This window comes from Mycobacterium asiaticum (assembly GCF_001673365.1).
GTDB lineage: Bacteria > Actinomycetota > Actinomycetes > Mycobacteriales > Mycobacteriaceae > Mycobacterium > Mycobacterium asiaticum_A.
In genome coordinates, this window is record NZ_LZLS01000005.1 from 1 (window position 1) to 21,107 (window position 21,107).

The window sequence follows — 21,107 nt, forward strand, 5'->3', positions numbered from 1 at the left end:
CCGCCCCGGTAAATATTGAAGAACGGTCGTCGATCGATCGCAGACAGAAAAGCAGACGCAAAAAGAACGCGCAGCCGCCCATGCGCCGGCGGCAATCGCAGCGTGGTTATAGACGGTGGGGAGCCCTAGCCGGTGCCGGCCACTTTGCCCATGGCTTCGAGCGCGGCGGTGAGTTGCTCGCCGGCCGCGGAGTTGTACTGATTGGCTGCCGACTGCGCGTTCTGCAGCGCCTCGTTGACGCGCGCACCGACGGCCTCGGCGCCCAACTCCTTGATCAGGCCGTCGTTGATGCGCACGCCCGTCAGCCACTGGTGGCCGTTGATCGACACCTCGACGGTCTCGGCTTCGTCAGTGCCACGGAAATTTCCGTTGTTCATCTGGTTGAGCGTGCCTTCGAGGGCCTGTTGAAACCGAGCCGCCAGCCCAAGGGCCGCTGCGACATGTGGGTCCATCTCCATGTCCATCACTTTGACTCCTTCATGTCCTGCCGGCGGCGTTGACCGATGACGGCCTCGGTCCATGCCCTGTCTTCGGTGTATAGCGCTTCGTCATCCTGTTGTGAGCCTTTGGTTTTGGAGCCGCCGCCGCCTTGGCCGTGGCCACCCATCGGCATTCCCATGCCGCCACCACCGGCCGCGCCGCGCCCAGCGGCAGCGCCCTGGGCCCCGCCACTGATGTCACCCGCGCCCGCGGGTCGCATCGATTCGCCGGCCTCCACACCACCCGTGGCCGGTGCCAACGGCATCGCCGGCATACCGCCGCCGCCACCGCCGCCACCGAGCGACATCGGTTTCATCCCGGGCTCTTTGGACAGACTCGCGGCCACGTCGCGCCCGGCCGCCGACATCTCGGCACCCACCGAAGACGGCATCCCGCCGGCACCCGCACCGCCGGTGGGCGGAATCATCGGTGGCTGCATGCCCGAACCCCCGCCACCTCCGGCCATGGCCGCGACCTGCATCACCTGGCTAGGAATGAGACCCGGCGTTTGGGGCGGTGGCGGCGGGTCGATCTTGATGGCCGGCTGGGGCTTCGGGGGGTTCACCGGTTCGAGTTGCGCTTTGGTGTTGTACTCGTTGAGTACCTCTTCGGACTTCGACTGGTACTCCGCGTAGAGCTTGATCGCCTGGTCCTTGTAGGCCGGATCTTTAGACAGCTCTTCGAGTTTGGCGATGTCGGCCAGCGTCGGGTGTGCGCGTCGGGCCCAAACCTGCAGTTGCGCAATGTATTGCCCCTGCTTGGCCAGCGCCGTCGCCAACTTGGCCATGTGGATGATCCACTCGCGCTGTTGATCCAGCGACGCCTCACAGGCGGTGGCCGCATCGCCCGTCCAGTTCTCGAAGATGCGGAACCGCTTGACGTCGCCCTGCAGGGCGAAGCTCAGCTTGTTCCATCCGTCGGCGAAGGCGGCCATCGACGCGCCCTGGTCACCCGACTCGAGTTTGGTTGCCGCAGCTTTGAGGTCGGTGAAGCCGTCGCCCCCGGCGGCCGCCACCTGCTCCGTGTCATGCAGCCCTGCGGTGCTGTCGCCTCCGGCGCCGCCGGCGGACTCGCCCGACACCTCACCACCGTCGGCGTTCAGCGCCTCGGCACCCTCTTCATCGACGTCCCCATAGGCCCTGGCCGCGTTGCGCAGCGAAGTCGCCAGGCGCTGGCGCTCCCGGGCTCCGGCGTGGAGAAAGTCCCGCATGTTCTGAGCGGACAGCGTCAGCTGCTCGGCCGCGTTCTTCGCGGCGGTGAGCCCGCACGGCGCTGCAGGCACATCGCTGGGCGGGGTGGCCATTGGCGCTTCGACCTCGTCGGCCCGCGACAGAATCTCTTGCTGATCCACCGTCACGGTCTGCGGCTGAGTCATATCGGATCATCCTCCTTAATGCTCTAACCATTATCGTCGCTAAAGCGCGGGCTTCCTGCACCAAAAATTTCCGAGATTATTCCCTACTTCGGCAAGGCCAATTGGAAACGACTTTCCTCCGGCGGGGAAACGCGACGGATCGGCAACTCGCGGTGGCGCGGCGTGCTAACCATGTTGTGCCGCAGGATCACCTTGTCGACCCCGGAGTGCGGACCGAGATACGTCGTCGCGGTTGGCCAGGCAACCTTGGCCACCGATCCCACCTGCGCGCCGACCAGCCGGGCGAATTCCTCGAAATGCGGTCCCACCGTCACCTGGCCGCCTGCGGCCGCCGCGCGCACCACAAATTGGGTGAACGTCTGTGCGTCACCAAGATTGAGGCTGACGTCCACGTCGTCGAAAGGCAGGTACACCGGGCACTTGTTCACCGTCTCACCCACCAACACCCCGGCCGACCCGATGGGAATTTGGCAGTGTCGGTCGGCGACCAGGTTCTGGCCGGTCAGCGCGGGCCGCTGGCCGCCGAACAACCGGGAAAAGCCTCGTGGCGTCTTGGGCTTGCCGGCCGTGGTCAGCAGGACGGTGGCCTGCGGCGCCATCCCGGGCCGGATCCGGAATCTCGTGATGGTGTGATCGGCGCGCGCCGACCACCACAGGTCCGGGCCGCCCGGCGCGGTGTAGGCGGCAGTGTAGGAGTCGCGGCCTTTGATCATCGACCACTTCTCCCGGACGAACCCGATGTCGATGGCGTGGTCGTAGTCATCGAAGCTGCGCCCACACTCCGCATCAACACCATGGCTGGCCAGGTTGTCGGCGATTCGGGTCGCCGACGCCACCAAATACCGGGCGATCCCGGCAACGCCTTCGTCGCGGCGCTGCGCGGACTTGCGGGTGAGCTCCGGGTCTGCCCGCAGCATGATCCAGGTCCGACGACTGGCCGGGGCCGGGTGGGCGCCGATCACCTGCTGATACAGGTTCACCACGTCTGGCGACGCGGTGTGCCCGACCCGGGAACCGGCCGAGACGACATCGGCCTCCAGGTCAGGACAGTGCACCTCCAACAGCTCCTCCAAGAGCCGCGTATCGAGCACGTCGTCGGTGTGGGCCTGGCCGCCCACGATCACCGTCGGCGTGAACGGCCGGGGCTTGAGCTCGATGACGGCGATCAGTTTGTTACGGCGCCACCGCACCGCGACGTGATCGCCAGGTTTGACGGTGGCCCCGACTTCGGGCTCGGACGGAACGTCGGGTGGTTTGCGGCGCCGCCGCAACCAGGCGAACAACGTCGCCACCCAACCCGTGAGCCGACGGCCGTAAAAGGTGACGAAGGCGATGATGACGCCGGCCGCCAGCAGCGCAAAGCCGATCCATCGGTGTGGCGTGGGCCAGAACAGCATGATGGCCGGCGGCGCCAGGACGGCCAGGACCAATGTGTGTCCGGTGCTGAACTTGAGCCGAATCGGACTGCTCATGGGCGGCGCCTGAGCGCCCGGCTGGCCAACGCACCGAATCCGAGTGCCAACAGCAGTCCCACCACCGACAACGTGACTACCGTGATCGGCAGCCGGTCGGGCGGTGGCTCCATCACCGGCGGTGGCATGCGTCTGACGTTGTAGGGAATGGTTGCGGGACCGGGTGGCACGTCCCACGTCAACGCCGCAACGGTGTTGATCACGCCGTCGCCGACCGAGTTGTCGACCCCGCCACCCGGGTGCCGCGCGGTGGCCTGGATCCGCTGCGCGATCTGCATAGGTGTCAGATTGGGGAACCGCTGCCGGATCAGTGCGGCAAGACCCGAGACGTACGCCGCGGCGAACGAGGTGCCGGCGATCGGCACCGGCCCTTCCTTGCCCTGCAGCGCGTTGACCGGGTCGCCGCGGTCACCCAGCGAGACGATGTTCTCGGCGGGCGCCGCCACGTTGACCCACGGTCCGTGCATGGAAAAGGTGCTCGGCACGCCGGTTTGGCCGATGCCACCCACGGTGATCACCGAATCTCCGTACCACGCGGGGGTCACAATGGTCTGCACCTTGTTCCAGCCGCGCGGGTCGGACGGATTGGCCGGATCCGGTGACGGGTTCTGCCCACAGTCGCCGCCGGTGTTCCCGGCCGCCACGACCACCACCACGCCCTTGACATTGACGGCATAGTCGATCGCGGCGCCCAGGCTCGCCTCGTCGATCGGCTTTGTGACCTTGTAGCAGGCCGCTTCGCTGATGTTGATGACTCCGGCGCCGAGGTTGACCGCGTGCACCACCGCGCGGGCCAGGCTGCGAATCGAACCTGCGGCCGGTGTCGCGTTGGGATCGTTCGGATTCGGTTGCGAGCCGACCGGTTCGAAAGCCTCGGAGGTTTGGCGTAGCGAAAGCAGGCGCGCGTCGGGCGCGACGCCGACAAACCCGTCGGTGGGTGCCGGGCGACCTCCGATGATGGCCGCCGTCAGGGTGCCGTGCGCGTCGCAGTCCGATAGCCCGTTGCCGGCCTGGTCGACGAAGTCGCCGCCGGGTTCGGCCGGCACCCGCGGCGATGCGTTGACACCGGTGTCGATCACCGCGACCGTCACACCGGCGCCGGTGGCGAACTTGTGGGCGTCGGCAACCCCCAGATAGGCGTTGCTCCACGGCTGGTCGTGAAAGCTGGACTCCGGCAGCACGGTGGGGCTCGAACACTGAACGCGTTGTTCGGTGGGCTGGTCGGGGCCGGTGACATCCGGGGGCAACGCACCGGGGTCGATCGGAGGCGGAGTGATTGCCAATGCGGGCGGCGCGGTGACAAACGTCAGCGCCAGCGCCACCGTCATCAGCAAGATCCGGTGCACCCCCGAATCACTCCATTCGTTGAGTTCGTGCGGCGTGTCAAATCCTGCGAGCAGTTTAGACGTAACGGGTGCGTAAACGGCACTATTCGGGTTGGGGTTGCGGCGTGGTCGCTGGGCTTTTACGTGCGGCGCAGGATTTGGCCGATATTTACCTGTCGAAGTCGAAGGCGGAACACCGATTTAAATGTGCTTTCTGTTGGTGTTCGGAATGGGTTTCGGCTGTTGGCGTTTCGCCTACGGCCGCCGCTGGCGGTTCGACTGTGGCGGGTTTCGGGTTCGCCTCATGAAGCTGCATCGCAGAGCTGGCACGTCAGGCCATCGGCGGCGTTACATAGCTCACTACTATTGTAAATACGGTACTTGGTACGATATCGGTCGATCCCCCGACAGGAAGTTCGAGGTTCTCCATGGCCACACCCGTCATCGTCGGCGCCGTCCGGACCGCGATCGGCCGCTCCTTCAAGGGCACACTCGTCAATACCCCACCCGAGACGTTGATCACCGCGGTGCTACCCGAGGTAGTGCGTCGCTCCGGTGTGGACCCGTCGGCCATCGACGACCTCATCTTTGCCGAATCTCACTACGGCGGTGGGGATTTGGCACGCTACGCCGCAACGGCCACCGGCCTGGAGCACGTACCGGGGCAGTCGGTCAACCGGCACTGTGCGGGCAGTCTGACCGCGATCGGTAACGCCGCGGCGCAGATCGGTTCGGGCATGGAGCGGGTGCTGATCGCCGGCGGGGTGCAATCGCTGTCGATGACGCCGCTGACCAATTGGCGCATTCCGGGTCCCGAGCTCAAGTTTGAGGAGCGCTGGATGCCGCCCACCCACGTCGAAACCCCGGATGCACCGGCCAAGGACATGTCGATCACCGTCGGATGGAACACCGCGCAGTCGGTCGGGATCAGCCGCGAGGAGATGGACGCCTGGGCGGCCCGCTCGCACCAGCGTGCGGTCGCGGCTCAAGACGCCGGCAAGTTCGCCGAGGAAATCCTGCCGCTGAAGATCACGACGCACGACGGGTCGGTGGTGGACTTCTCGGTCGACGAGCATCCGCGTCGGGACACCACGGTGGAGAAGCTGGCGGGCCTGAAGGTGCTGCACCCCGAGATCGAGGGCTTCTCGATCACCGCCGGCAACAGCAGCGGCACCAATGACGCGGCCGCCGCGGTCGCCCTGGTGGATGCCGACTACGCCTCCTCCGAGGGTTTGAACGTGATGGGCAAGGTGCGGGCTTGGGCCGCCGCCGGTGTGCCCCCGCGCGATTGCGGGCTCGGTGCGGTCAAGGTGATCGGCAAGGTGCTGCAGCGGGCCGGGCTGTCGGTGGACGACGTGGCGCTGTGGGAGATCAACGAGGCGTTCGCCTCGGTCCCGATCGCCGCGTGCCGCGAGTACGGCATCGACGAGGAGAAGGTGAACTTCTCCGGCAGTGGCTGTAGCCTGGGCCACCCGATCGCCGCTTCCGGTGCGCGGATGGTCACCACGCTGACCTACGAACTGGCCCGGCGCGGTGGCGGGATCGGTGTCGCGGCCATGTGCGCTGGCGGTGGTCAGGGCGGGGCCGTCGTCATCGAGGTCTAAGCGGCAGGGGGCGGCGCGGCGTCTCGTCGGGGTGGTCAAAGCTCTAGCGGCACATGCTTTTCCGCGCACGCATCGCGCACGGCGGTGACGACGTCCTGGGCACGCAGGGTTTGCAGGTCGTCGACGGTGACCGACCCCTTGGCGCTGCGATGCTGTGCGGCTACCCGCGAATCCCGCAGTCGCTCAGCGCGTTCGACTACATTGCGAGCGAAACGCCCGTTGTGCATGATGTCGATGCCGTGTGTGCCATCGGGTGCGCAATAGCAACGCAGCGCCGTACACGCCGCGGTCAACGCCTCGGCGGCGGCCGGTTCGACAACGGTCGCGCGAGGGTTGCCATATCGCACCGCAATCTCGACCAGCTCGTCGGGAGTGTAGGACTCGAACCGCAACTTGCGATTAAAGCGGCCGGCCAACCCTGGGTTGACGGTAAGGAATTGATCGACTTCCCGCTCGTATCCCGCGCCGATGAAGCAGAAATCGAATCGATGCACCTCCAGCGCCACCAGCAGCTGATTGACCGCCTCCATACCAATCATGTCCGGCCTACCGTCCTGGTGGCGTTCCACCAGTGAATAGAACTCGTCCATGAACAGGATGCGGCCCAACGAACGGTCAATCAGCTCATTGGTTTTCGGGCCTGACGCACCGATGTGCTCGCCACAGAAATCGGCGCGTTTGACCTCGATGATCTCGGGATGACGCACGATGCCCAGTCCCGCATAGATTTTCCCCAACGCTTCGGCGGTGGTCGTCTTGCCGGTACCGGGCGGCCCGACCAACAGCATGTGGTTGGTTTGGTTAGCGACCGGTAGTCCGGCCGCCAGGCGCAATGCCCGAACCTCGATCTGGTCCTCCAGTTCGGCCACCGCTCGCTTGACTTCGGCCAGACCGACTTGGTTGTCCAGCAGCGCCCGGCCTTCTTGCAGTAGTTGGGTGCGCCGCTCCTCGTGTTCGGCTTCGGTGCGCTGCTGTGCTGAGCGTTGGGTCTTCACGTCCCATTTGTCGGTCCGCGTGCCGATAGCCTCTTCGTCGGTGACGACCAACTGCAAGTTCGGATCCGCCAGTGCCTGCTTGGCAGAAACCATCAGCGCGCCGTTGATGGCCGCCTTGGACAACCACACCTGCGCCTGACGTTCGTCACCGAGCTGACGATGCGCCATCCCCCGGATGTAGGCCAAATCAGCTGCGATCAACGGAAAGTCGCCGGCATCTATGGCCGTGACAGCGGCTTCGTTTCGTTGTCGGCGCGGCTCGGCCGTGCCCGAGTGCACTGCTACCCGGTCGGCCCAATCCAGCGCGACGCGCGCCTGTCCCAGGTGGGCGGCCGCGTGTGCGGCCAACGCACACGTTGCCGCCGTGACCGCAGCCATGATGATCGCCTGCGGCGGTAGCACCGTCGCCGCTACCGCAATGACGTCCGGCCAGCGTTGCGTGGTGAACATGAGATACGCCTCCAGGTACTGCTGCCACTGGTGGTTCTCCCAGGTGTCGAGCAGCGACGGATCTCTCAGCAGCGCTCCGGCTTTCTCGTATTCACCGGCATCCACCAACGCGCTCGCCAACGCCAGTCCGGCGTGTGACGCCTCGGTCACCGAAATCGACAGGTACGGACCGGCTTTGATGGGCGCCGAAAGCTTGGCGCCTAGTCGGTTGGTCTCGCGGTGCAGCCGCATGCCGTATGCGTAGAGTTGCTGCACCGTCGACAACGTTTCGTCGCCCGCTGCGACTCGCCCCAGCCAGGCGTCAGCCATCGACGGGTCTATTTCGGTAGCCTCGCGAAACCGGGCGCCGGCGGCGCCAATGTCTCTGTCCAGCAACGCCATCGCCTGATCGAACCGTTTGCGCGCGACCGTCGTCGTGCTGCTCGTCGTCACGACTCCACCGACTCAAGCTCGGCTGCGCTTCGCAGGGTGATCGGCTCAGCGGACACGTAACGGTTCTCGGCTCGGAACAACTCGACTTCCACAGTGTGGACGTTGCCTCCGGCCGCGACGTCAATGGTTGCCGGTCCTGTTTGGGTGATCAGCACGGTGGCGGTGCCGCGGTACGGCTTGTCCGGCTGACCTACTGACACAACAGTGTTCGGGCGGGGTGTCAGAGTAACGGTGCCGTCCACGACGCTGACGGTGGTACCCGCAATTGGCTTGACCTGATCCGTGACGGCGATCTCCGGCATCCGAACGCTGGCCCACTGCTCGATGTTTCGCGTGTGCACAGTTATTCGGTCGCCCGCCCCGGCGAGCCGCACCAGTATTCTCTTGGCCAGCGCGTCGTCTGCGGCGATGTGTACGCGGCTGAACTCCCCGGGATCGTCCAGCGGCAACATCATTCGGCTACCGGCGTCGACCTTGCCGAGCAGAACGCCGGACGGTCCGATGGGGATGATGACCGAATCAGGCAGCGGCCCGTGACGGATTCCGCGCAAGGGCGGCAGCGGACCGCACAGGTTGGCCGCGACGGCCTGGGCTTGTTCGCCGGGCAACGTTTGCAGCGTCATGCTGGGCGGCGCGGTCGGCGGCTGTGCGCTGCGCACCGTCACCGTAGCGGTGACGCTACCGTCGGCGAACAGCGTTACGTTCTGGGAAATACCGTCGGTTCGGATCGTCCACGCCTGCGCCAGATTCTCGGTGGTGATGTCGCTTGGTCGATACCAGTAGGTGGTCAGCCACCCGCCATCGCCGCGCACCGAACCCCAGCGACGGTTGGCCACATCCAGGGCCGAACGTCCAAGCCTGCGCTCCAATTCCACGATGTCGGTTGCCGTTGCAACTTTCGCGCGTATCCCCTGCTGGCGCATCGCGGCGCTAATCCGCTGCGCTGCCGCGAGCGTGGCGGTACCGATCGAAGTGCGCCACCTCAGTGCATCGACGTTGGTTAGCACCGAAACCCGGACGATAAGCCAGGTCTCGCGCTGGCCGGCATATGGCGGCGTGCCGAGCAGCGTGTCGTACACCCGTGGGTAGTCGCCGGTGCTGCGCCGTCGTGCGCCGGTGGTGACCACGCTCAGTGAGTCCACCGTCAAACCGAGGCTCTGCCGCAGCAGCGGCGCCAAGTCCGTTAATTCCAGGACATTTTCGGAATGCGTTGAGGTCGCCCCAGTGAAAAGGGTGGGAGCGTGCGCCCTGCCGAGCAACTGCACCGCGGCCACCGCGACACCGTCCTGGAAGCGGACTCCCCCGCCGGCACGGTCATTGGCGACGGTGCGTGGTTGGGTCCATTGGATCGGACGGTTGCGTCTCAACCACAGCAGCAACCACGAGCGCGCCGTCTGACCACGCCATGGGATTACGCCAACACCAAGTCCTGCAACCAAACCCGTTGCAGCACCGGCATATCCGCTGACCATGGAGCCGAACGTCACGGCTATGAAGATGCCCGCGATGACCAGCAACCTCGTTGGCCGCATCAACGCTCCCGGCGGGCTCGGGCGATCAGCGCCGCCACCGCGATCGCAGCCGCGACGATCCCCGCGAAGATCACCGCGACCGTACGTGCGCGATGATCCGGTGGCGGGGGCGGTCCGGCCGGGGTGATGATGCGGCTGTGCGCCGCGGGTGGGAGTCGTTCCCCTACCGGCACGTCGAAAGTCAACGCGGCCACTGGATCGACGACGCCGTAGCCGACCTGGTTGTCGACCCCGCGTGGCGGGTTGTGGGCGGTTTGGACGATGCGGTTGATGATCTGGTGTGCCGACAACGCCTGGTACTTGGCGCGGACCAACGCGGCGACCCCACTGACGTAGGCCGCGGAGAAGCTGGTGCCCCAGATCGGCATGTTCTTCTCGCCCGGGCGGATCGGAGGATAGGCATTGACCGGGCCTCCGGTTTGGGGTGACAAACCCATGATGCCGACGCCGGGTGCCGCGGCGGAGACCCAGGGCCCGGCCAGGCTCTTGCTGATCGGCGCGCCTGTGTTGTCCACCGCACCGACCGACAGCACATAGTCGGAGAACCACGACGGTGACGAAACGGTCTTGACCTGATGCCAGTCCCGCGGATCGGATGCATTCAACGGATCGAACAAGGGGTTCTGGGCACAACCGTCTTCGCTGTCATTACCTGCGGCGGAGACGATTACGGCGTCTTTGACAGTTGCGGCGTACCACACGGCCGCACCGATGGCCGCTTGGTCCAGCGGGTCGGCAGCCGAAACACAGGACGTCACACTGATGTTGATCACCTTCGCGCCCATGTTGGCCGCATGCACGATCGCGCTGGCCAGACTTGCGATGGAACCGGCCTTCCTGCGTACCTCCATATCGCCGGGTCCGGGATTGGCCGGTTCGTATGCCCGGGACGACTGGCGAATCGACATGATCACCGCATGTGGCGCGACACCGACCACACCGTCGGGCGCACCGGGTGCTGGGCCGGGAACCTCGGGGATGTCAGTAGTCCCCGTTCCGGGATCGCCTGGCCCACTTGATGGTTCGTCAGCCGGCGGTGGCGGTGGCGCCGGCTTGGTTTCGGTGACAGTGACGGGCGCAGGCGGTGGCGGCGGTGCCGCCGGCGGCGGAGCGCCCCCGGGTGGGGGCGGTGCCGCATCGACCGCGGGCGGACCGGCCGGCGGCGGGAATGCCGGGGCACTGGGCATGGGCGCGGGCATTGGAGTGCCCTGTGGACTCGCTCCGATCACCGACGCAACGATGGTGCCGTGCGCGTCGCAGTCCATCAATCCGTCGCCGCCCATGATGTAATCGCCTCCCGCGACCACACGCAGCCGCGGACTGGGATTGATCCCGGTATCGATGACGGCCACCGGCACGCCGTTACCGGTGGAGTACTGCCAGGCCTTGCTGATGTTGAGCATCGTGAAGCCCGGCGCGGTGACGGAGATGTTGGGGTCGGCCACGGTAATGGTCCGGGCGCACATGTTGCTCTGCCGCATCGGCTGGTCCGAAGCTGGCCGACCATCGGCCGGCACCCGCGCCGGGTCGATGCTCGGCGGTGGAATCGCTTGTGCAGTAGAGGTGCTCGTGGGGGCGGCCACCAGCGTGCACGCCACGGCCGACACGAAGAACCGGCGGGCTGCAAGAGTTATTCGGCTCATCGCATGCGCACCCAGGTGAACAATCCGCCGATCCAGGCGGCCAATGGCAGAGCGGCGATGATCGCGACGATCTCCAACCACTCGGCAGCCATCCGGACCAGCGGAGTGAATCTGGTGATCGGGACAATGAGCGCCGCCAGTAGTCCCGCCCCGGCGAATGCGGCCAGCAGCACTGTCGCATATAGCATCGGCTGGCCCACCGACGGTGGCTGATGCACAACGTATTTGACGATCGCAGTGCAAGTCGCTGCCGCTGCGCCACACACCAGTGCAACGGCCTGACGCTTGTCGGCGAAGGCCCGTCCCCGGCTGATGAAGATCATGACGAACAGTCCGGCCAGTACGGCGGCCGCGGTGCTGCGGTCGCGCCCAGGCATCAGGCAGGACCACACGGCCACGGGCAGCGCCAGGGCGGCGGCCACACATATTCCGGTAAGTACGCTATTGGCTCCCAACGCGGCCGCGGCGATTCGCGCACCGCGAGGCGTGGTGTCGGGATTGGCGTCTTCGTCGGCGCCATCGGTCTTTTCGCTCACCGGCGAAACGGCATCGGCCGGCAGGCCATCGGCGCGCCGGAACAGGTCACGTCCCGTGATCGAGCCAAAGTACGGCGGGCGGATCCGCGCGACCCACAGTGCGATTGTCGGTGCAAGGGTCAGCAGAAACAGCAGGACGACCAGGGTGCACATGCCCACCCATTGGGCGGGAACCGGCCACCACATCCGAACCGCCGCAACCGCGCCGCCCAGGGCGCATAGTGCGACGATGGTCGCGGCCACGCTGAGGTATCGGCCGGTCGCCGCACTGACTCCGCACGTCAATACCGCGGCCGTGGTTGCCGCGATGAACAGGTGCGCGGCTCCCGGCTGTCCCGGTGCGCCGGCAGCCAGGCAGACTGTGCCTAATGGCACGGCCAACCAGCCCAGCCCGTCCTGCAGGTCGATTCGATGCGGCCACCAACGACGCACCACGACGGCGCCGCCCGCCGCCAGTAGACCCGCGCTTCCCGTGAGGATGCTCGGCAACAGTGATTCGCTCGAGAGACGCTGGCGCACAGCCAATCCGAGGACCGTCAGGACAACCATGGCCACAATGGCCAACGCAGTGTGGGCGGCCGTCTGAACCGTGACCGGTTCGAAGAGCTTTCTTCCCGCCCGCGCAAGTCCCGTGGACAGCGATTCGTATTGCGGTTCGAATGATTCGCCTTCGGTCGCTGGTACCAGCGTCAACGTGGCGCCGTCTTCGACGCCGAGTTCGTCGAGGGTCTTCGTAACGTCCAGGCGTACGCCGTTGGCCTTGTGGAGTTCGTATCCGACGCCAGCTTCAAGGCCGTTGTGGCCCCGGCGTTTCAGTTCGTCGTTGAGTAGTTCGACGACGTTGTCGATGAACACCTCAATCGGAACGGACGCCGGATACACCTGCGAGAGCAGGTGTTCGCCGCAGACGACGGCGACCGCACAGCGCGCGGGAAACGACACTTTCGCCATTAACGCGGCCTGTCGGCATCCGGAATGTACTTGTCCGCCAGCGCCGCGGTGATCTCGAACAGGCGCAGCCGTGTCTTCTTCTTCAGCTCATGGCGGGTGTCGATGATGCCGCCCTTGGCCAAATAGGGGTCGTACGGCATGAATTCGACCGTCGCACCGGATTGGCGGAATCGCTCGGTCAGGTACGTACGGGCATCCGGGTCGTACTTGTTTCGGCTGTCGTTGAGAATGACTGTGCTGCGCGAAACCAGCTCGTGATAGCCCATCGAGCGCAGCAGGTCGATCGAGCGCGTCACCGGCAGCGATGTGTCGGCGGTCAGCCCGGAGACGAAGACCAATGCGTCACAAGCGTCGAGCACCGCCTTCATCACGGGATGCTCGAGGTCGTCGGAGGTGTCGACCACGATGACGGTGTGGGTGCGGCGCAACCGCGACAGAACTCCGGTGAACATGGAGGGCACCAGAGGCCGCGGCTGGTCCGACGCGCGGTTGCCGGCCAGCACGTCAAGTCCGATGCTGTTCTGCCCCAGGTGCTCTCGTATGTCGGCATAGCCTTGGACGTCGGTGTCGTTCAAGACGGCCGAATAGTCTCCGGGTGGCGACTCGTCGATCCGGCCAGCCAGTGTTCCGAATCCGGGCGCTGCATCGATGGCAACTACGTTGTCGGGCCGGCACTCTCGGAACGCCGCACCCACACAGGCGGTCATGGTCGTCTTGCCGACGCCGCCCTTGCCGGACACCATGCCGATCACGTACTGCTTCCTGATGTGGCGCCGGATCCGTTCCTGCAACTCACGGTAGTGTCGCTCGGCGGGTGATTCGCCGAAGTTGATCGCTTGAAATGAGGCGTTGTACAAGAACTTTCGCCACCCCGAGCCGGGCGGGATCTTGCGCGGCGCCACCATGTCGGAAATACGTAGCGTGCCCGAAACAGAGCCTTGCTGCTGGTAGCGCGCGACGGATGCTTCCCGCTGGGTGATGCCCGTTTGTTCGGCGGCACTCGGGGCCGCGTTCCATGAATTCGTCACAACGTCGTCGCTAACACTAGATGCCTCTCGACTACACAACTTTTCGGTAGGAATGCCATTCGCTATCTGCTGGCAGGCGCCGCAGCATGTGGTTGATTGCGGCGCCGATGTTGGTCTTGCTCCCGGGCGCCACGATCATCCAGTTCGTACCGGCGGACTGAATGTTCTCGGCGACCAGTCGACCCTCCGGGACGTCGATGATCGTCACCACACTGGCTTCGATGTGGCTGCGCTGAGAACCGCCGGTCGCCACCCCGCACTGGATGGCGACGATCGACGCTTGAGCGGCTCTGCTCGGGTCGGCGGCAACGGTCAGCAGCCAGCGCTGATCGGCCTCGAGGCCTTGGTCGGCCAGGTATGCCGCCGCGTCCTGGCCGGCGGCCGCCGCGGCACGCATGGCGTCGGCGTCGAGGGTGACCGGCCGCAATGGCGCCGGCGGGTTGTGTCCGCACAACCGCTCGAGCTGCTTACTGACTATGGTGCTGGCCGATTCTTCTGCGTCGGCCGTACCTGCTCCGCCGATCCGGATTAGCTCGGCGGAGCGCTCTATCACCACCCACCACTGCGCGAACCTGGCAAGCAACACCCGCGCCGGTTCGTCGTCATCGGGTGTGCGGATCTGGACGAACAGCGCGACATCACGACGGGACAGGACGGTCAACCACTCCACGACCGTGTCATCTACCGTGCCGGACTCGTCGATAACGCCGGCCTCGCGCAGCTCGGCCGTGATGGGGTGGTTCAGCGCGAGCGGCTTGAGCTCGACGCTGGGCAAGTGTGGCCGCAAACCCAATTCAGGCGCAATGGATTCAATGCCCGTGAGCACTTGCAGAGCCCATAGGCCATCAACGGTTGTCGTTAGCACGTGTTCCTCACACACAGGCTCAGGGCGCACGCTCGCGCGTGCGCCCCGTCGGCCCGCTCAACTTTTCAGGTGAATAGCGCGCCCAACTGGGCATCGGTGGCCTGGGCCATCTCGTCCACGTTGTGCACGGTGTGGGCGTGGCGACTGACGGTCTGGATCAGGTCTTCCAAACCGTGCAGCATCTGCTGTTGTGCGTCGAAGAACGCCGTGGCGCCGTGGCCCTGGAAAAAGTCGGCCAGCGACTGGGTGACGTGTAGAACGTCGCCGTGGATCTCCATCAACTGCGCAGCCTGCGTACCGACCTCACCGGCGAAGCCGATGACCGCGCCGTGGTTGTAGACAATTTGATCTGTCATGACGTTGATTCCTTTCGGTTAGTGGGGGGTTGGCTGTAGCCGACTCAGCGGTGGGGTCTAGACCGCTTGAGTCCCCCCGCCGAACACTCCGTTGAGGTTGTGGGCCGCGTCGGCTTCGTGGTTCTCCATCAGAACCGCCGCCTGACCAAGCCCGTGCGCCAGCCGTTGGCCGCCCGTCATGATCTGCTGCAGATCGTGATGAATTTGACCCGCGGTGTTCAACGACGTTGAACCGGCATCGCCCGCCCATCCCGTGGCGCCGATGATGTTCTCGTGGCCGCTCAAGTACAGGTTGGCGATCGCGACGGCCTCCTGCAAACGCGATTCGATCCGCTGCTGAGTGCTGCGCAGCAGTTCCGGAGTAACGACGGTCGTATTTGCCATATTGACGTCTCCCTCAGTTGATTGCACACCCCGAGCCAGGGCCTGCGTAAAGCTAGATCAGGCGCCGCAAGCTGTCACTTCACTCGTCGCCGGAACTACACAGCGGCGTGAGCAGGCTGTTTAGTGCACACGAAGATCGGCCACGTGTCAAATTATGAGTACATTCGTGTATCGGATGATGCTTTGCTGCGCAGTGCAGGTACCCGAGGAATGACTGCTGATGTTAGCTGTGCTTATTGGCATGAGTCTCATAAGACGGTGGAGCCGTCGGCGAGCCCGTCACCGTCGATGTCGGACAGCCGGATGTTCCAGCGCCCGTCGCTGTCGGTGTCGACGTATCCGGTTGCTCCGTCCGGGTCGTTGCACAACACGCGGTCGGCCAGACCGTCGCCATCGACGTCGAACAACCGGTCGTCGGGCCGACCGTGCCCGTCGAAGTCGACCAAGGGCCCGCCGGTGTGCTCGACACCGTCCAACCCGTACCACCGCAACTGCCCACCGACGGACACCGCCCACGTTCCCGATCCGTCGTCGACGAAGTAACTCTCCGGGACGCCGTCATTGTCGGCGTCGAGCACCGCGTGGTCGGCCAACCCATCGCCATCGAAGTCGGCCAGTGCGTCGTCGCGCAGGCCGTCGTTGTCCAAATCGAGGCCCCCGATGGCATCGAATTCGCCGTCCCCGTCGAGGTCCAGGTCGGGCGGGCGAGTCCAGATTGCGGCTGTGCCGTCATCGCCGCTCAAGCAGTAGTCCATGCCTGTTTCGACGCCGCCGGACCGGCCCGAGGTTCCCGCGAATTTTGTTTCGGCTAGCCCGGCTCGGTGCCTCGCGTCTTCCACCAGGCCAACAGTTCGGCGGTGGCCTCGTCGGCCGGCATTGGGCCTCGGTCCAGCCGCAGCTCCTTGAGGAACCGCCACGCCTCCCCCACCTGCGGACCGGCCGGGATGTCGAGCAACCGCATGATCTCGTTGCCGTCCAAATCGGGGCGCACCCGGTCCAGGTCCTCTTGGGCGGCGAGTTCGGCGATGCGCTCCTCGAGCCGGTCATAGCTGGCCTGCAACCGCGCGGCCCGGCGCTTGTTGCGGGTGGTGCAGTCGGCTCGGACCAGTTTGTGCAGCCGGCCCAGCAGCGGCCCGGCATCGGTGACGTAGCGGCGCACCGCCGAATCCGTCCACTTGCCTTCGCCGTAACCGTGGAACCGCAGGTGCAGATACACCAGCTGGGATACGTCGTCGACCATCTGTTTGGAATACTTCAGCGCCCGCATCCGCTTGCGGACCATCTTGGCGCCGACCACCTCGTGGTGGTGAAAGCTCACCCCGCCGTTGGCTTCGTGGCGGCGGGTCGCTGGCTTGCCGATGTCGTGCAGCAGCGCAGCCCAACGCAGCACCAGGTCGGGGCCCTCATCCTCCAGGCCAATCGCTTGGCGTAACACGGTGAGCGAATGTTGGTAAACGTCCTTGTGTTGGTGGTGTTCGTCGATGGCCATTTGCATGCCACCGATCTCGGGCAACACGACCTCGCCCATCCCGGTCTGCACCAGCAGGTCGATGCCCCCCACCGGGTCCTTGCCCAGCAGCAGCTTGTCCAGTTCGGCGGCCACCCGTTCGGCGCTGATCCGACCCAGTTGCGGGGCCATCTCCTCGATCGCGGTGCGCACCCGCGGCGCGACGGTGAACCCGAGTTGGGAGACGAACCGCGCGGCACGCAGCATCCGCAGCGGATCGTCGCCGAAGGAGACCTCGGGGGATGCCGGGGTGTCGAGCACTCGGGCCCGCAGCGCGATCAGTCCGCCCAGTGGATCCAGGAAGTCGCCCAGCCCCGTCTCGACGATGCGCACCGCCATCGCGTTGACGGTGAAGTCGCGCCGCACCAGATCGTCCTCGAGTCGGTTGCCGAACCGAACCTCGGGGTTGCGCGACACCTGGTCGTAGGTGTCGGCGCGGAACGTGGTGATCTCCAGGCGGTGCTCACCCACGCCAATTCCGACAGTGCCGAACTCGATTCCGGTGTCCCACAACGCGTCGGCGAACGGACGCACAATCTTCTGCACCTGCTCGGGGCGCGCGGAGGTGGTGAAATCCAGGTCCGGGCTCAACCGGCCGAGCACCGCGTCACGCACCGAACCGCCGACCAGATACAGCTCGTGGCCCGCCGCGGCGAACGCCGAACCGAGTTCGCTGAGCAAGGGCGAGTACTGGTGCAGCGAGACCGCGGCGGCGGTCAGCAGTTCGGCGTCCTGGGCGGGTTCGGCCACGTTCGGTCAGCCTAGTAGCAGTCGGGGCGTGACTCAGGCCACGTCCCGCCCCGCCGAGCGAGCAAGCCGGCCCCGCAACGCCGGACCTGTCGCTGAGAGTCGGGCAAACAACTACCCACCCAGCCCAGAGACTCCTGTGACAAACGTGCCGAACGTGACTCTAGTGACCAAAGGTGCCCGTCGACGGCGAGTGCATCCGGAAGACCCACGTAGGCCAGCTAATATCGCTTGAATGTCGGAGGGCGAACAGGCCAAGCCGCGCCGGCGCCGAGGCCGGCGCCGCGGTCGTGGCGGCCCGCGTCCGGCCGAGAACAACACCGAGACACCGCCCGACGCCGACACCCCACCCAGCCCCGCTACCGCCGCCAAACGGCGGGTCAGGCCGCGCCGGGTACCGGACCGGATGCGCACCGTGCACGAAACCTCCGCCGGCGGACTGGTCATCGACGGACTCGACGGCCCACGAGATTCGCAGGTGGCGGCCCTGATCGGGCGCATCGACCGGCGTGGCAGGATGCTCTGGTCGTTGCCCAAGGGCCACATCGAGATGGGCGAGACCGCCGAACAGACCGCAATTCGCGAAGTGGCTGAAGAAACCGGGATCCGCGGCGGCGTCCTGGCCGCGCTGGGGCGCATCGACTACTGGTTCGTCACCGACGGCCGGCGCGTGCACAAGACCGTGCACCACTATCTGATGCGGTTCCTGGGTGGGGAGTTGTGCGACGAAGACCTGGAGGTTGCCGAGGTGGCCTGGGTACCGATCCGGGAACTTCCGTCCCGACTGGCCTACGCCGACGAACGCCGATTGGCCGAGCGCGCCGACGAACTGATCGACACACTGCAGAACGACGGCGTAGACGCGCTGCCGCCGTTGCCGCCGAGCACGCCGCGCCGACGCCCTCAGACGCACTCCCGCACCCGCCACGCCAACGGCTCCGAACCGGGGAAGAAGAACGGTCACGGGCCGTGACGGTGCCGCGCTCCCGGTGGGCCAGGTTGCTGCGTCTCGCCGCAGTGATCGGCATCGTGGCCGGTTTCGGCGTGCTGCTCACCGCGCCGGTCAGCACACCGCGTGCCGGCGCGGGCGAACCCACCGCGACGCCCTTCGTCCAGGTCCGGATCGACCAGGTGACCCCGGACCTGGTCACCACCACCAGCGAGCCCGTCGTCACCGTCAGCGGCATGGTCATCAACATCGGTGACCGCCCGGTCCGCGATGTCATGGTCCGTCTCGAGCACGCGCCGGCCATCACCGCCTCAGCTGCCCTGCGCACCTCGTTGGATGGCAGTACCGATCAATACGAGGCCGCCGCCGAGTTCCTCACCGTGGCACCGGAACTGCAGCGCGGCCAGCAGGCCGGCTTCACCCTGTCCGCACCGCTTCGCTCCTTGACCAAACCGTCGCTGGCCGTAGACCGACCCGGCATCTATCCCGTCCTGGTCAACGTCAACGGCACCCCGGACTACGGCGCCCCCGCCCGGCTGGACAACGCCCGCTTCCTGCTGCCCGTGATGGGTGTGCCCCCCGACAAGCCCGCCGATCTCGAGTCCGCCGTCCCGCCCGACACCACTAAGCCGGTGTGGATGACCATGCTGTGGCCGCTGGCCGACAAGCCACGGTTGGCTCCCGGCGTGCCCGGCGGCACCATTCCTGTCCGGTTGGTCGACGACGAGCTCGCCAACTCGCTAGCCAACGGCGGACGGCTGGACACCCTGCTGGCGTCGGCCGAACTGGCCACCAGCCGCGATGTGGACCCCGACGGCGCCGTCAGCCGCGCGCTGTGCCTGGCCGTCGATCCCGACCTGCTGGTCACCGTCAACGCGATGACCGCTGGTTACGTGGTGTCCAACTCCACCGACGGGGCCGCCCAACTCCCCGGCACCCCCACCCACCCGGGTACCGGTCAGGCCGCCGCGACCGCATGGCTCAACCGGCTGCGCGCATTGGCACACCGGACCTGTGTGGCATCGCTGCCCTACGGCCAAGCCGACCTGGACGCCCTGCAGCGCGTCAACAATCGCGGCCTCAATTCCACCGCCACCGTGGGCACGTCGGACATCGTCGACCGCATCCTCGACGTCACCTCGGTCCGCGGGGCGGTCCTGTTGCCCGACGGCCCGTTGACCAGCCGCGCGGTCACCCTGCTCGACGCCAACGACAGCACCGTCGCGGTCGCGGCCGCAGACGTGAGCGGGCAGGACACCTTGTATCCGGACGTGTCACCGCGTCGACTATCTGCGCAGGTGGTGGCGGCGCCGTTCGACCCGGCCGTCGGTGCCGCGCTGGCTGCCACCGGCACCAACCCGACGGTGCCGACGTACCTGGACTCATCCCTGTCCATCCGGGTCAACCACGACTCGGCCGTCGCCCGCCGCCAGGATGCGCTCGGCGCCATGCTGTGGCGCAGCCTGTCGCCGGATGCCGCGCCGCGCAGCCAGATCCTGGTCCCATCGGCGTCGTGGACGCTGCGCGGCGACGACGCGCAGTCGATCCTGACCGCGCTCTCGGTCGCCATCCGGTCCGGTCTGGCCGTGCCGCGGCCACTGCCCGCGCTGATCGCCGAAGCGGCTGCCCATACCGAACCGCCGCAACCGCCGGGCGCCTACCCGTCGGCCCGCGGGCGGTTCAGCGACGACGTCACCACCCAGATCTCCGGACAGGTCGCCCGACTGTGGAAGCTGACGTCGGCGCTGATGACCGACGACCGCACCGGACTGACCGGCGCGCAGTACACCGCGCCGCTGCGCGAGGACATGCTGCGAGCACTGAGCCAGTCCGTGCCGCCCGACACCCGTAACGGGCTGGCCCAGCAGCGGCTGTCGGTGGTGGGGACCACGATCGACGACTTCTTCGGCTCGGTGACGATCGTCAACCCCGGCGGCTCCTACACACTGGCCACCGAGCACAGCCCGCTGCCGCTCGCGCTGCACAACGGCCTGGCCGTACCGATCCGGGTACGGCTGCAGGTCGACGCCCCACCCGGTATGACGGTCACCGACATGGGCGAGATCGAACTGCCGCCGGGATACCTACCGCTGCGGGTTCCCATCGAGGTCAACTTCACCCAGCGGGTCGCCATCGACGTCGGTCTGCGCACTCCGGACGGAACCGTGCTCGGCGAACCCGTCCGGTTGTCGGTGCACTCCAACGCCTACGGCAAGGTGCTGTTCGCGATCACCCTCACCGCGGCGGCAGTGCTGGTCGCCCTGGCGGGCCGGCGGCTGTGGCACCGGTTCCGCGGCCAGCCGGACCGCGCCGACCTGGATCGTCCCGACCCGCCGCCCGGCGGGCGCGTCCGGCCCGTCGAACAACACCAAGCGATCGAGCGTCGGGTCCACGAAGAGCACCGCGTATGAAGCCCGCACCTGGGCGGGTACCACCAGCATCGCGTGCACAACAGGCTCAGCGAACTCCGCGCTCG

Annotated in this window: 17 protein-coding genes; 3 read left to right on the forward strand and 14 right to left on the reverse strand. The window is 66.5% G+C overall.

The features are described from left to right. Window positions 1-125 precede the first annotated feature (125 nt). The 4 genes from A5634_RS01135 to mycP form a co-directional block, all read right to left on the reverse strand. A complete protein-coding gene (locus tag A5634_RS01135; RefSeq protein ID WP_081290123.1) occupies window positions 126-464 on the reverse strand; it encodes a YbaB/EbfC family nucleoid-associated protein in 339 nt (112 codons plus the stop codon). Beyond that, on the reverse strand, window positions 464-1,855 hold the full coding sequence (locus tag A5634_RS01140) for a PPE domain-containing protein (RefSeq protein ID WP_065142258.1): 1,392 nt from the start codon (window positions 1,853-1,855) through the stop codon (window positions 464-466). The genes A5634_RS01135 and A5634_RS01140 overlap by 1 nt, the downstream gene beginning before the upstream one ends. 83 nt (window positions 1,856-1,938) lie before the next feature. Further along, the gene (gene eccE / locus A5634_RS01145) at window positions 1,939-3,327 is read right to left on the reverse strand and encodes a type VII secretion protein EccE (protein ID WP_065142259.1); all 1,389 of its coding nucleotides are present in this window, start codon (window positions 3,325-3,327) and stop codon (window positions 1,939-1,941) included. Next, complete coding sequence (mycP, locus tag A5634_RS01150; RefSeq protein ID WP_065142260.1) at window positions 3,324-4,673, reverse strand: type VII secretion-associated serine protease mycosin; 1,350 nt, start codon at window positions 4,671-4,673, stop codon at window positions 3,324-3,326. Before mycP ends, eccE (A5634_RS01145) begins: the two co-directional genes overlap by 4 nt. 407 nt (window positions 4,674-5,080) lie before the next feature. On the opposite strand from mycP, the gene A5634_RS01155 reads away from it, so the two are divergent. Next, window positions 5,081-6,256 (forward strand): thiolase family protein, encoded by a 1,176-nt coding sequence (locus A5634_RS01155; protein WP_065142261.1) that lies wholly within the window; start codon window positions 5,081-5,083, stop codon window positions 6,254-6,256. A 35-nt stretch (window positions 6,257-6,291) separates the two neighbouring features. Here the strand turns inward: A5634_RS01155 and eccA are convergent, their stop codons facing one another. The 10 genes from eccA to A5634_RS01205 form a co-directional block, all read right to left on the reverse strand. Further along, complete coding sequence (eccA, locus tag A5634_RS01160; protein ID WP_065142262.1) at window positions 6,292-8,133, reverse strand: type VII secretion AAA-ATPase EccA; 1,842 nt, start codon at window positions 8,131-8,133, stop codon at window positions 6,292-6,294. Continuing rightward, window positions 8,130-9,665 (reverse strand): type VII secretion protein EccE, encoded by a 1,536-nt coding sequence (eccE, locus tag A5634_RS01165; RefSeq protein WP_065142263.1) that lies wholly within the window; start codon window positions 9,663-9,665, stop codon window positions 8,130-8,132. Before eccE (A5634_RS01165) ends, eccA begins: the two co-directional genes overlap by 4 nt. Further along, window positions 9,665-11,308: a S8 family serine peptidase gene (locus tag A5634_RS01170; RefSeq protein WP_065142264.1), complete on the reverse strand. Its 1,644-nt coding sequence runs from the start codon at window positions 11,306-11,308 to the stop codon at window positions 9,665-9,667. Before A5634_RS01170 ends, eccE (A5634_RS01165) begins: the two co-directional genes overlap by 1 nt. Then, window positions 11,305-12,795 carry a type VII secretion integral membrane protein EccD gene (gene eccD / locus A5634_RS01175; protein WP_065142265.1) on the reverse strand — a complete coding sequence of 497 codons (1,491 nt, stop codon included), beginning with the start codon at window positions 12,793-12,795 and terminating at the stop codon, window positions 11,305-11,307. Before eccD ends, A5634_RS01170 begins: the two co-directional genes overlap by 4 nt. Continuing rightward, window positions 12,795-13,775 (reverse strand): MinD/ParA family ATP-binding protein, encoded by a 981-nt coding sequence (locus A5634_RS01180; protein ID WP_437339928.1) that lies wholly within the window; start codon window positions 13,773-13,775, stop codon window positions 12,795-12,797. Before A5634_RS01180 ends, eccD begins: the two co-directional genes overlap by 1 nt. A 79-nt stretch (window positions 13,776-13,854) precedes the next feature. Beyond that, entirely contained in the window at window positions 13,855-14,718 is an 864-nt protein-coding gene (locus A5634_RS01185; RefSeq protein WP_367593443.1) for an ESX secretion-associated protein EspG, read from the reverse strand. 35 nt (window positions 14,719-14,753) lie between these two features. After that, window positions 14,754-15,044 carry a WXG100 family type VII secretion target gene (locus tag A5634_RS01190; RefSeq protein ID WP_065142267.1) on the reverse strand — a complete coding sequence of 97 codons (291 nt, stop codon included), beginning with the start codon at window positions 15,042-15,044 and terminating at the stop codon, window positions 14,754-14,756. A 57-nt stretch (window positions 15,045-15,101) separates the two neighbouring features. Further along, window positions 15,102-15,428 carry a WXG100 family type VII secretion target gene (locus A5634_RS01195; protein WP_065142268.1) on the reverse strand — a complete coding sequence of 109 codons (327 nt, stop codon included), beginning with the start codon at window positions 15,426-15,428 and terminating at the stop codon, window positions 15,102-15,104. 248 nt (window positions 15,429-15,676) lie between these two features. Beyond that, complete coding sequence (locus A5634_RS01200; protein WP_065142274.1) at window positions 15,677-16,183, reverse strand: pullulanase; 507 nt, start codon at window positions 16,181-16,183, stop codon at window positions 15,677-15,679. Between the two features lie 53 nt (window positions 16,184-16,236). Further along, window positions 16,237-17,685 carry a CCA tRNA nucleotidyltransferase gene (locus tag A5634_RS01205; RefSeq protein ID WP_065142269.1) on the reverse strand — a complete coding sequence of 483 codons (1,449 nt, stop codon included), beginning with the start codon at window positions 17,683-17,685 and terminating at the stop codon, window positions 16,237-16,239. A 232-nt stretch (window positions 17,686-17,917) separates the two neighbouring features. On the opposite strand from A5634_RS01205, the gene A5634_RS01210 reads away from it, so the two are divergent. Both A5634_RS01210 and A5634_RS01215 read left to right on the forward strand, forming a co-directional pair. Then, window positions 17,918-18,655 carry an NUDIX hydrolase gene (locus A5634_RS01210; RefSeq protein ID WP_065142270.1) on the forward strand — a complete coding sequence of 246 codons (738 nt, stop codon included), beginning with the start codon at window positions 17,918-17,920 and terminating at the stop codon, window positions 18,653-18,655. After that, entirely contained in the window at window positions 18,652-21,042 is a 2,391-nt protein-coding gene (locus tag A5634_RS01215; protein ID WP_065142271.1) for a hypothetical protein, read from the forward strand. Before A5634_RS01210 ends, A5634_RS01215 begins: the two co-directional genes overlap by 4 nt. Window positions 21,043-21,107 lie beyond the last annotated feature (65 nt).